Source organism: Microbulbifer maximicatervae (SeqCode), assembly GCF_052467695.1.
Genome location: NZ_CP174320.1, coordinates 3,437,665 through 3,449,834 on the forward strand (window position 1 = coordinate 3,437,665; position 12,170 = coordinate 3,449,834).

Consider the following 12,170-nt stretch of genomic DNA (forward strand, 5'->3'; position numbering starts at 1 on the left):
AAAGCGTATTACCAAGATGATGTCAAAACCCGTGCACTGGCTAAGTGCGGGGATAAGCTTGGAGGTTACCTGTTTACCGACCGAGTGGCATCCGGCATAGAGGTGGCGTGAACACACAACAGGCTTTTGGGTGGAACAGGAGAACCTGTCGTCCAGGTGTTAAGGAAGAGCGTCAAGTAGAGGCCCTACAAGACGTTGAGTACCAAGACTGGTCACAGGGGCGGAACAACCCGTAGTAGTGGAGAAGCGGCTGTAATGGACGTGGAGCGAAGGGGTTGTCGTATTCGGCGACTAACCGTGTAATCAACCCAGATGGGGAGGAATTAACGATTAGCGCAAAGCCATTCAATATTCCCAAGCGAGCGGTTTGGGGAGCGTGGAAGCAGATCAAGGCTAATGGCGGCGGAGCGGGGATTGATGAGATAACGATAGAGCAATACGAATCGAGTCTCGTCAAAAACCTTTACAAGCTATGGAATCGGATGTCATCTGGCAGCTATTTTCCATCAGCCGTCAAACGAGTGGATATTCCGAAACTCGATGGCAGCCTGCGACCACTGGGTATCCCCACAATCGAAGATCGCATTGCACAAATGGTGGCTAAGCAACTGCTGGAGCCAGAATTGGAGAAGGTATTTCACCCTGACTCCTACGGCTATCGGCCAGGCAAATCTGCTATAGACGCAGTGCGTCGAGCTCGACAACGATGCTGGGATAGAATCTGGGTAGTTGATTTAGATATCAAAGGTTTCTTTGACAATATTAATCACGAACTCCTACTGAAGGCATTGGATAAACATAATGATCATCGGTGGGTCAGACTCTATGTGCAGCGCTGGTTGACGGCTCCGGTACAACATCAGGATGGACAGCTTGAAGAGCGAACACAAGGCACTCCACAAGGGGGCGTAATCAGCCCACTGTTGGCGAACTTGTTTTTGCACTACGCGCTGGACGTCTGGATGGTAAGAACGCACAGAGATATTCCTTTTGAGCGTTACGCGGATGATGCTGTTTACCATTGTCGTAATCCCCGGGAAGCGGATCGCTTACTGGCGGCTCTAAAAGCACGCCTGACTACCTGCGGGCTTGAGGCTCATCCAGAGAAAACGCGCAAGGTCTATTGCAAGAACAGTAATCGTAAAGACTCCCACCCAGTGATCCACTTTGACTTTCTGGGGTTTCGATTTGGTCCCAGAAAAGCAAGGAATCGCCAAGGACAGATCTTCACCGCATTTAGTCCTTCAATGAGTCCTAAGGCCTTCAAGAGGATTAAGGATAAGGTCAGGCAATGGCGAGTAATAAACTGGGTGGATCGATCACTATCTGAAATGGCAAAAGTACTTAATCCCGCAATACAGGGTTGGCTGAACTACTATGGTCACTTTGGGCGGAGATATGGTGTTTATCGGCTACAGAAGTATCTTGATCAAACGCTGATGCGTTGGGCCAGGAAGAAGTTTAAACATCTGAAGCGAAGCTGTTTTAAGAGTTGGGTCTTTATTGGAAAGGTTCGTCAACAAATGCGTGGCTTGTTTGCACACTGGAGAATGGGAAGCTTGAAAATGTGCTGAATACGAAGAGCCGTATGAATTGAGAGGTTCACGTACGGTTCTGTGAGAGGTTGAAGGGGAAGTTCCTTTGGTCTACTCGACCTTTGATAGTGTGATTATCAACTTGGTTAGCTGGCCCCTGGTGTTGGCGCACCTTGGGTCAGCGCCTTTTACTTACTTTTACGTCACGCTACCGTTCTCCTTTGAGAAATGAGTCTTGGATTTGTTTGAATCAACGACCCTTAAAAAACTGCTGGGTAAGACTCTAATTCCGATAAATATTCATCAATTTTACGCAGCTTTGACACTAAAACAAACTTAATAAAATCCAATAAGATCATTTTAGTGCCTATATTTTTTGTTTCTTTGAAGGGGCTGCAATTGGCTGTTGTATTTCAGGGGGGGGGTAACGCTGCTTGCCACTCTCTATATCGCGAGTTTTAAAACTATTATTACTATTCAGGCTAAGGTAGGTTCGAGATGAAAATACCTCTAGAGGTTCTAGTCTCTCCAAATTTGGGAATGTGGTGTTAAAGGGAGTAAATTATACGTATTAAAGGTACTATTCGGTTGCTACTTTAATAATTACCATCTTGGTAAAATTGTATCTCTTAAGGAGGGGCAAGATAATTATTAATCTATATTATTATTCAATCTCTTGCCCACAAATATAGGTGTCAATATCTAGTGCTAGATTAAGCGCACTTAGCCTGCTCAATGTTTCTAAATCCAAGAGTATACCCGCGTTGGCGCTTATATATTGATGCTTGCAAACTGAAATATATGTCTTTGCTTTTTTTGTAAGCTCCCGGATAGAATCAGCTTCCTTTTCTAGTTCTTTTAATAGTTCCAGTAGTTTCTCTTCTAGTCCATAGGCTTCGTTCATATTTGGTTCATAGGAAATTCGTGTGAAGTTATATTTTAATTTGTTATTTCTTTGCAAGTCACCTTTTGACCAGCCGGATAAGTTACCATAAGGAAGTATACTTGATAGATCTTCATAGCTGAGTGTTTCGGTTGTTGCTGTTAAATAGACACGATGCCCAGATTCTACCCATATCCATTTGATGTTTGGAATGCTTGATTTGGCAACATTTACTACGAGAAAAAAACGTTCATTCTTAATGTGGAAATACACAGCCACAGTGTCTTCATAGTGATTTAAATTCACTCGCGCTACTTTGGGATAGCCATTTTCAAGTTCGATTTCCATAACCTGCAAGTGCTGCTTTGTTAGTTCAAATGTAGGTTTGTTAAGTTCTTGAGTAGCTGCTGAAATATACGGCTGCGGATCGATCATTTTGTATTCAACGATAAGTGTCAGAAAAATAGAGTGGGCAGTAGTGTCAATAAAGGTTGACAACCCTACTGCCCGATCGCTAGTTATTTATACTTCAATAATCAGCACTAATCCAAACATTTTCAAAGTCGGTATAACCATAGATGGTAATATACCAAGTGCCCGATTGAGGAGCATTCAAATCTATGGATTCATAGTTGCCCCAGTTTTCAGAAGCGTAGTCGGCATTTGATTCAGTGGCGGGTTCACCGTGCTTGATGTAGAGATCTGCATCACCAACGGAGTTGAATAGAGCTGCGCCCGTAGCTACAGAAAGCTGGGTAGCTCCTTCAGGAACTTCAATCTTAAACTCTAATTGATCTCCTGCATGGCCATTTAGGTCAGAGATAACCTCGCCGGGGATTAAAAATTCATCAGTAGATGATTCAGTAAAAGAGCCGGTCAGGGATACTTGATCGAAGTCTGAGTAGCCGTGGAGCATGACATGCCAGATCCCGGGAGTTGGGTTTGCTATAGCAACGGACTCCTCATTGCCACCTAAATAGGGCCGATAATCATAGACTGATTCAGTAGGTCTGCTAGCAAAACGAATATAGAGATCCGCATCGCCACTACCACCGGATATCTCAAATGAAAGGTCGCTGGCATTTTCCGGTACTGTCATGGTGTAGAACAACGACTCTCCTGCACTGGCATTAAGACCGCTGACAGGTTTCTGATTAATCAGAATATTGTCGGACTGATCAGCCAGGGTTACCGTTGCCGTCAAATCTACCCCCTCGAAGGAGCGTTCGATAGGAGACAGTAATATGTACCAGCGGCCGGTTTCTGGCGAAGTGACCTCAATACTTTCAATATTACCGCCATTTTCAGAACTGAAGTCAAAATCGGTTGTGGTCGGTTGGCGATTATAGGCCACGTACATATTCATTTCACCGCCCAGTTCATCGCCTGAATTGTCAGTAATAACTGTCAGGGTTTGAGCATTTTCGGGCACGTCGATATGGAATACTTTTTCGCCTTTGCTACTTAAGTTCTCTCGCGTTTTTGATGGGATAAGAGTTAGCTCTGCCTCCTCATCACAAACTAATGAATTACCGCCTTTAGCGGGGCTGAAGCTAATGTTCCCTTCATTAAGATAAGAATCAATTAACTCAAGTGCCTCGCAGGAGTAGACATCGAGGAGGTTGTCCGTAACATCAATATCGTTTAAGAAATGTCGGTCTATTACCCACTCGAATTGCGCAGTATCCAAGTAGTTGCCGGCAATATTTAACGTTTCTAGACGTTTAGGTAATTCGGGTAACTCTGTGAGGTTTTCATTAACAGCGGTTAATTGCTTTAAGTATCGGAATACGTGAATACCTTGCAGTGACTGGATTTCCCCGTTGCCAGGAGTGCGAATTTCTTCAATGTTTGCTGCTTCCAGGCTGTCGATTTCACCATCATTGTTTGTGTCGAAATAGGAAGTCAAATATGACTTGAATGCAGGGTCAGGAATATTAATATTGACCACGCCATAGTGGGATGCTGCTGCAACCTGGTCACCGCCGCCCAAGTCGATACGCTGGGCCATTATACGGCTGAAGTGCTCATAACCCGATTTAGGGATAATTGTCTCTTGGCCATTAACCGAAAATGCACGTGATGGATAGTGCATTACAGACAGGAAGTCATAGTTACTGTAGTTGTGGGTTTGCCGTATATCAAAATTGTGGACATACTCGGGTTTAATATTATCCTCAATGATTTCGACATATTCATCACGATCAGATCGCTGATGTTCATGCCTCATACCAATAACATGGCCCAATTCATGGACAATAATGTACTTGGTATCCCAGTTGTTCATGCTGAAGAATTGCCCGCCGCCAGTTTTTCCAACCATGGAGCGGTTTTCAGTTCCGTTTCTTACGTGAACGTAGTCAGATTGATCAGTGCGTCGTAAAAATTGTAAGTTTGCAATTTCTTCCCAGACTTTGGTGGCGTCGATAAAACGCTGTTGATTTTCTTCAGTGACACTATCGTAAAAGTCGTAATATATGATTCCATCAGGCCACTTATTCGCTGATATTTCAACAGCGGACATAATGCTAACTTGACCGGAATCCTCTTGAACTGGCTCCAGCATATCTCCGGTCAGCTGGTATAGTTTGCCATCAATAATGACTTGGCTCGATTTGGGTTGCTCTTCCAATTGAGCAAACTCATTGCCGGTGTAACTTGGTATCGTTATATCTACAGCCTGGCTGTATGCCATTGCAGACTGAAAAGTTAAAGTTAGGGTTGCTGAAATTCCCAGTGCGGTACTGGTAAATAGTTTTATTTTCATGTTCCTGCTTTGAAAATGTTTTTAAAGTTTTGCCAAACTTTTATCCGTAAATAGTCGAGTAGGAGGCGTGCCTGATTAACTCTGGCAACAAGTTAAATCAGGATGAATATGCCGCCGCGCGGGAGAATACCGATGTTTGGATTTGAGGTCGATAGGTGGTTTTAAGTTGATTCAGAATGCGAGATTTGATTCGTGGCATTTCTGGAAGGGCGAACTCACGAACGAGATAAAATGTAGAGGATGACTATCAATTTTCGAATGTATATCTTGGTGTTATTAGCAATACTTGTGTTCTGAATATTAGAGATCACCCAGGTGCTTTGTTAGCTGGGTAAATAGTGCCAGATCCAAATCCACTTGCTCTAAACTACGAATATCTTCGAGACAATTTCATATGAATGAGTGGGGTCGTATCCAGTTTGGGGATATAGGGCCACCTCAACCAATCGTACAAACCCCTCAAATTGAACAACAAATAGCCTGGAAGGCAGTAGGGTGCCCTGTTAGCCTCTCTTGCAAGCTAGATAGGAAGGAGCGGGCCTATGCAGGAGTCGGATGTTGCCAATCGGCTTATCGATGCGGCGCGAGAGTGCTTTTTGAACGATGAGTACCAACGGGTCACAACTCGCCAGATTGCTGCTAAGGCTGGCGTGGCGGTATCGATGATTCGGTATTACTTCGGTAGCAAGGATGGCCTCTATGAAGATATGATCCGCCAAACTCTTCTGCCATTGATCGAGGCCGTAGAGCAACTCAGCCTTGATGGCGATTGGGATTTTGGAGATTTCTTTGCCCTTTACTACTCCACTATGGAAGAGAATCCCAAGTTTCCGGCTCTGATCCTGAAAGTCATGGCACTTAATCAAGGGCCGGGGAAAAATGTGATCCGTCAGCTCCTGGAGCGGGGGCGTCAAAGGGGATCTCGGCGGTTAGCTGAAATTAAGGGTGAAGAAGCCGAACCTGAAGACCCGAAGTATGATTTGCTCAGGATTTCATTTGTCAGTTTGGCTATGTTGCCGATGTTGGCCAAACCCGTCCTGGAAGAGCAAATGGGGCACGTTATGGACCCCGATTTCTTAAAACAGCTTGCAGAGTTTAATGGCCGACTTCTGAAGTCAGGTTTGCAAAGCTTATAGCGATAAGGCCTCAGCAAGTTGAGGCCGGTCTCTTATATCTGTTTTTAATCAGATGTTATTTCTGAGGAGTTCTTATGCCCCAGTCAATGCAAAGAAATAGAGCCGTAAATTGGGTCTTTCAGCGCGCTTCTAATATGATTAATAGTATTTGTAATATTCCTAATTCTCTGATGCCGCCGCCATTTCGAGTAATGCAAATTGGATCGCTATTTTGGCAGTCTAGATGTCTGTATACGGCTGTCCGATTAAATATAGCTGATCATATTAACGTTGACGTCGTTCCAGTAGAAAAACTGGCAAATGATTGTAATGCAGATAAAGAGCACTTATATCGATTGATGAGGATGTTGTGTGCAATGGGGATTTTTAAGGAGGTAAAGGCCAGGCACTTTTCGCACAATCGAAACTCTGAAGTGTTGCGCAGTGATGCCAGTAACAGCGTAAGGAGCATGGTGCTTATGCATAACTCCCCTGAATTCAGCAAGCCTTGGTTTAATGGGTTTGAAGATCATATTAAAGATGGGAGTGTGCCTTTTGAAGGTGTTTATGATCAGGAAATGTTTGATTATATGAATGATCATCAATCTGTTAGCACGCTGTTTTCGGACGCTATGGATACCGTTGATAATCTTACCGGGCTGCAGTATTTACAAGATTTTGATTGGAGCAGGTTTGATAGGGTTATTGACTTGGGTGGGGCAAAAGGCAGCAAAAGTGCGAGTGTCCTCTCTTCATATAAAAACATCACGGCGATGGTGGTCGACAGGAATAATGTTGAGGGAGCGGCAAGAGAGTACTGGAAAAACTCATTGAGTGATTCAGTTGAAGAGCGATTGGAATTCTTCCCAGCAGATATTATTAACGATAGACTGCCGGTAGCTAACAGTGATAAGAATATCTACTTGTGTACGGCTGTTTTTCACTTGCTGAATGACAGCAAGGCAAAGCAACTTCTCAATAATATTTACTCTGCCATGCAAGGGCAAAATGCTACGCTCGCCATTGTTGACGCAGTATTACCTGAGAAGGGCGCAGACCTTAATTTGGCTGCCATGGACATGCAGATGTTGATGGGAACTCGTGGGCGGGAGCGAACTTACAGCGAATGGAACCAACTCTTTAGTGATAGTCCTTTCTACTTGGTGGAGACAGTCTCCGTGCGTACCTTTGCAAAACTGATGGTGTTGAAAAAGAGAAAGGGTTAGGTGCTAAGCAGTAAGTGGGTGTCAACAAGCGCAATGTTAGTAATTATGAAAATGAAAAAACATTGCGCTTATTGTATTGGTGGCACGAATAGTCCGCTTATCAACTATAGATACGCCAGCAAGCCAATATCCGTAGTAGCTTAAAGTGCAGTATCACCTGTATTGGTTTTATATACGCCTATATTTACCTATAGCCTCTTTCTGCTAGTCGACTAAGGTTTCGGCCTTTGGTGTCTCAGTGGATATTACAGGATTACTTAGGGGGCTCTGAGACAATATATTTGAAATTACTGGATCTTAGCTATGTATCTAGTGTCCCGTCTAATAGGCAGCTTGCTAGTTTTATCGGTTATTTATGTGGGGTATGTTTGGGCTGATCTTGAGGATCGAGAGCTAGTTGCTGGGGTTACTTATGATATTCCAGGGTTGGCGTATAGAGAACCCTCTTCTGGCGCTATAGAAGGCTTTGAGCCTGACCTGGTCAGGGCAATTGGGGAGAAGTTATTTGGCGGCCCTGGCTATATAAGGCTAACCCGTGTGCTGGATGAGGATCGTATAAAGGCACTTGAAGACGGAAGAGTGGATATGGTGGTATCCCAGTTTACCATCACTCCAGAGCGCGAAGAAAAAGTGGACTTTTCGATTCCTTATTACGTTACGGGGGAGGGTTTACTGGTCCATAAAGATAGTGATATTGAGAGCTTTATCGATCTGGAAGGTAAGATAATTGCTGTTACTAAAGGCTCACTTTCCCTGAAAAGAATGCGTGCTGTCCTGCCGTCATTGGAGGGGGCCAGATTGGTTGTAGCGCCCACAAGCTCAGCGACCTTAGAGGCTGTTCAAAGCGGAAATGCTGATGCTGCCTCCAATGACATTATTAACCTGGTACTTTTGCGGAAGGCATCAGCCTATCCGACTTTATATCGTCTGGTGAATATTAGTGGAGACTTCCCGCCAAAACCCTTTGGTATCGGTGTTAAGAAAGGGAATAAGGAACTGCTCGAGCGACTAAATGTTGCTCTAGAAAGCCTAAAGGAGAGCGGGGAGATCAATAGAATGCTGGATAAGGCCGTTTCCAGTGTGGGGTCAGAGAATGATCCTGATGATACCTTCAGCGGTTCACAGTAGAGTAGTCGCCGAAGTATCCGTACAGATAAAGTCTAATTAGGGGTGATATGACTACTAAATCCCCCAGTGTCTTCTTTTCTTTGCTTTTCAGCTCAGTCCTTTTCTTGGCTATTACTTACAGCAATTATTTACTGGGGAATTCCCCGATGCAGGCTACCCATTCGATCTTGGTGGAAACGGATGCACATGAGGGGCTTGTTTATGTACCCTCCCAGAAACGTCTCTACTTCACCAGTGTTCCAGATTTAGAGATTGAGAATCCACAGATAGCGATCCGTTACTACGACTTTATTACTGGCGAAGTTGTAACCTGGAAGCACCGAAGCAATATGGCAAACAGCATGTGGCTTAGCAATGACGGTGAACATTTATTGGTTGCAGAGCAGGGGAAAGGAGCAACCCCGGGTGCTATCAGCCGCATAAGCCTTTCAGACGGTCAACGAGAAGTGCTTGTAGATGCCTATAAAGGTAAGCCATTTAATTCACCCAATAAAGTTGTACAGTCACCCTCTGGCTGGATCTACTTCACCGATCCAGATTATGGCTACAACCAAGGCTTCAAGCCTGAGCCAATGTTAACGCCAGCTGTCTACGCTTTTGATCCTTCAACAAAAAAGTTAATTCGCTTGTCAGCGGAGTACATGATGCCTCATGGGTTGGCAATCTCTCCAACAGGCAACCAAATTTATATTGGTGATACTGCAGCTATCGATGGAAAGAACCCTTACAATCCCAAAAAAACAAAAGACATTTATGTAAGCGCTTTGCCATCCCCGGAAAAATTGGAAGAGAAGCAATGGGTGTTATCGGTACCAATAGGGATTCCTGATGGTTTTATTGTTACTGGCCTCAAAAATGATCTGTGGGTGGCGGCAGGTGACGGACTGCGACACTATCGAGAGAACGGCTCCCTGGTTAATCTTTACCCTGTTACCGGCGGTGTGTATAGCGTAGCAACTGACGGTAAAGCAATTTACTCATCAAGTAATACCGCTATATGGAAGACAATTCCCCGAGGGGAAGAGGGGGGATAGTTCCTCTTACTTTTGGAGTGTTATTACCTGTTCGATCTGTCTAGCTACGGCAAGTAGTGCCAAATCCGCTCCGGGTAACCCATCCATTTCCAAGCCCACCGGTAATCCATTGGTACCAGGCCCGATGGGGATGCTGATGCTTGGGGCACCGGTAACTGGTGCGGAGACATTGTTGTATATCAGTGTGTCCAGGGTGGGGAGTGTCTGTCCATTTAGCTCCAGTTGGTATGAGGAAGTTTCCAGGGGTTGCGCTTCGATAGGCGCAGTTGGAAATACGATCGCGTCCAGTTGATGCTGTTGGATGATCTTCGAATAGCTCTCGTGCACAGCAGGCAATTTCTTTAAGGCCGCTTGATAAGCTGAGTCTGGCGGTGCCTTAGGGCCGAGCACTGATTCCTGATAGACCTCTTTCACATCCTCACTTTTGATCATTGCTACCAAACCCTCTAGTTGAGTTTGTGGTTGATAATTCGCCAGAAAATGACCCATGGCTGTCCGCATCTGATGAAACCCGACGGGAAATCCGATTTCGAGAGCGGCGCTGACTATTGGTGAAAGGTCTACTTCTACCAGGTCTACTCCGGCATCAATAAGGGTACTGATTAGAGCCCTGAAAGACTGGCTTACTCCAGGTGAGAGGTTGTCAAATAGAGGATGGGCAAGCCCCAAGCGCAACTGATTGATTGGCTTGCATTGGGGTACGGAGACTCCTGTCATCACTTCAAACAGATAGATGGTATCTTCGACACTAACAGCCATAGGGCCGATCGTGTCAAATGCTGGCACAGAGGGTACGACTCCTTGGCAGCTAAGGCTGCCAGTTGAAGGGCGAAAGCCAACAATACCAGTTAACGCCGCCGGTAATCTGACGGAGCCGGCGGTATCGGTGCCGAGGCCAGCGGGCACAATCCCCGCGGCTACAGCAACAGCGGTGCCCCCCGATGAACCGCCGGGGAAGCAAGCGATGTCCCACGGATTCCTTACGGCACCAAATGCAGCGTTATTGGAGGTTACGCCAAAGGCGAGCTCATGTAGATTGGTCTTCCCAACCACTATGGCCCCACATCCCTCTAGCCGCTCAACCACTGGGGCAGAGGACTTCGGCAGAAAGTTCATGCCAAGGGTCCCAGCAGTGGTATGCATACCCTTTACATTGATATTGTCTTTAACAGCGATGGGAATACCGGCAAGGGGTCTACGGTGGCTACCGGAGGCCAATTCCCTGTCAATGCATTTGGCTTTTTGAAGGGCGCCATGCCGATCGAGGCAGATAAAAGCATTGAGTTCGGAATGAGCAACTGCATTGTCACAAGCTTCTTCAATCAGTGATAGTGCGCTAATCTTTCTTGCGAGCACCATCTCCACAAGCTCATGAAGGGAAGTCGTCATAGTTTGCTTACTAGCTTCTGATTGTACTTGGGATCTTAGATCATAGAGAGGAAGAAAGCAGGACGATAAGAATGATATTGGCTAATTTGATAGCACTAGCCTTGGTCTCTCCGAGGTGTATCTGATGGTGAAGAGTGAGCAGCGCGTTTCTGGCCATTGAAAATATGAGGGTTATGGGTTTTGAAAATTGATGTATTACTGTTTGATCTCGGCGGCGTACTAATAGAGCTAAAAGGCCGTCCATTACCAACCGGTAAAGCGCCTGTGACTGATGTCATTATCTCCGGTCCGGTAAGGCAGTTTGAGAGAGGAGAAATCACCACGGAAGAATTTGCAAACGCTTTAAAATCTCAATTGGAAATAGAGGAATCGATAGAGACTATTATCGATCATTTCACAAACTGGCCTGCTGGATTCTATCCAGGAGCAATTGAATTACTCAGTTCTCTAGAGAAAAACTACAAAGTGGCCGCATTGACAAATACCAATGAACTTCACTGGCCACGCATCACTCATGAATTTAATGCACATAACTATTTTGGCCGAATATTCGCTTCCCACCTTATAGGTATGGCAAAGCCCGATGAAGCATTTTTCAAGCACGCGCTTGAGCAGCTGGAAGTTGAAGCCAGTAGTGTTGTCTACATGGATGATATCCCTAGAAATGTAGAGGTTGCGAATAGAGTGGGTATGAATGCGTTCCATACAAAGGGTTTTGATTCGGTATTGGAGGTTCTAGAGCGTATCAATATTCAAGAGAAGGGCTACAAAAATTAAGATAGATGGGGATTCTAACTGACTACCTTGAGAGGATAATTTTCTAATTTCTGAAATCTATTCATCCTCCCCAACAACACACCCTCAAGATGATTGCTGCTATCTAAATTAGCATTTTCAGGGGGCACTCATGATTCGGCTTACTCAATTATCGGGGCGAGCAATATAATTTATGCCAGTTAGTAAGCGCCAGCTTGGTTAAATATGATCATGATGAGTGTTATTTCTGAGTTAGGCTGAAATTTTGTGGAAAACACCCTGAAATCATGGGGTTACGTGAGCAGGGCGAAATTGAGATAGTAGTCATAGTGATCGT

9 protein-coding genes are annotated in these 12,170 nt (G+C 45.1%); 6 read left to right on the plus strand and 3 right to left on the minus strand.

All coding sequences use genetic code 11. The features are described 5' to 3' along the window. The first annotated feature begins 275 nt into the window (after nt 1–275). Nucleotides 276–1,574 carry a group II intron reverse transcriptase/maturase gene (ltrA, locus tag ACJJI8_RS15190; protein ID WP_444932862.1) on the plus strand — a complete coding sequence of 433 codons (1,299 nt, stop codon included), beginning with the start codon at nt 276–278 and terminating at the stop codon, nt 1,572–1,574. 625 nt (nt 1,575–2,199) lie between these two features. On the opposite strand, the gene ACJJI8_RS15195 is transcribed toward ltrA, so the two are convergent. After that, entirely contained in the window at nt 2,200–2,916 is a 717-nt protein-coding gene (locus ACJJI8_RS15195) for a DUF4279 domain-containing protein (RefSeq protein WP_444932863.1), read from the minus strand. A gap of 31 nt (nt 2,917–2,947) precedes the next feature. Next, a complete protein-coding gene (locus ACJJI8_RS15200; protein ID WP_444932864.1) occupies nt 2,948–5,185 on the minus strand; it encodes a M12 family metallopeptidase in 2,238 nt (745 codons plus the stop codon). Between the two features lie 542 nt (nt 5,186–5,727). On the opposite strand from ACJJI8_RS15200, the gene ACJJI8_RS15205 reads away from it, so the two are divergent. The 4 genes from ACJJI8_RS15205 (at nt 5,728) to ACJJI8_RS15220 (ending at nt 9,688) form a co-directional block, all read left to right on the plus strand. Beyond that, complete coding sequence (locus ACJJI8_RS15205) at nt 5,728–6,321, plus strand: TetR/AcrR family transcriptional regulator (protein WP_444932865.1); 594 nt, start codon at nt 5,728–5,730, stop codon at nt 6,319–6,321. A 74-nt stretch (nt 6,322–6,395) separates the two neighbouring features. After that, nucleotides 6,396–7,526 carry a methyltransferase gene (locus ACJJI8_RS15210; protein WP_444932866.1) on the plus strand — a complete coding sequence of 377 codons (1,131 nt, stop codon included), beginning with the start codon at nt 6,396–6,398 and terminating at the stop codon, nt 7,524–7,526. Nucleotides 7,527–7,829: 303 nt separating this feature from the next. Continuing rightward, entirely contained in the window at nt 7,830–8,654 is an 825-nt protein-coding gene (locus tag ACJJI8_RS15215; protein WP_444932867.1) for a transporter substrate-binding domain-containing protein, read from the plus strand. Between the two features lie 146 nt (nt 8,655–8,800). Further along, nucleotides 8,801–9,688 carry an SMP-30/gluconolactonase/LRE family protein gene (locus ACJJI8_RS15220; protein WP_444932868.1) on the plus strand — a complete coding sequence of 296 codons (888 nt, stop codon included), beginning with the start codon at nt 8,801–8,803 and terminating at the stop codon, nt 9,686–9,688. Between the two features lie 6 nt (nt 9,689–9,694). Here the strand turns inward: ACJJI8_RS15220 and ACJJI8_RS15225 are convergent, their stop codons facing one another. Then, entirely contained in the window at nt 9,695–11,077 is a 1,383-nt protein-coding gene (locus ACJJI8_RS15225) for an amidase family protein (protein WP_444932869.1), read from the minus strand. 180 nt (nt 11,078–11,257) lie between these two features. On the opposite strand from ACJJI8_RS15225, the gene ACJJI8_RS15230 reads away from it, so the two are divergent. Further along, on the plus strand, nt 11,258–11,854 hold the full coding sequence (locus ACJJI8_RS15230; protein ID WP_444932870.1) for an HAD family hydrolase: 597 nt from the start codon (nt 11,258–11,260) through the stop codon (nt 11,852–11,854). Nucleotides 11,855–12,170 lie beyond the last annotated feature (316 nt).

Coding starts and splice junctions, on each gene's coding strand:
- ACJJI8_RS15200 (WP_444932864.1), bottom strand. CDS start 5,185: ATGAAAATAAAACTATTTACCAGTACCGCACTGGGAATTTCAGCAACC.
- ACJJI8_RS15205 (WP_444932865.1), top strand. CDS start 5,728: ATGCAGGAGTCGGATGTTGCCAATCGGCTTATCGATGCGGCGCGAGAG.
- ACJJI8_RS15220 (WP_444932868.1), top strand. CDS start 8,801: ATGCAGGCTACCCATTCGATCTTGGTGGAAACGGATGCACATGAGGGG.
- ACJJI8_RS15225 (WP_444932869.1), bottom strand. CDS start 11,077: ATGACGACTTCCCTTCATGAGCTTGTGGAGATGGTGCTCGCAAGAAAG.
- ACJJI8_RS15210 (WP_444932866.1), top strand. CDS start 6,396: ATGCCCCAGTCAATGCAAAGAAATAGAGCCGTAAATTGGGTCTTTCAG.
- ACJJI8_RS15215 (WP_444932867.1), top strand. CDS start 7,830: ATGTATCTAGTGTCCCGTCTAATAGGCAGCTTGCTAGTTTTATCGGTT.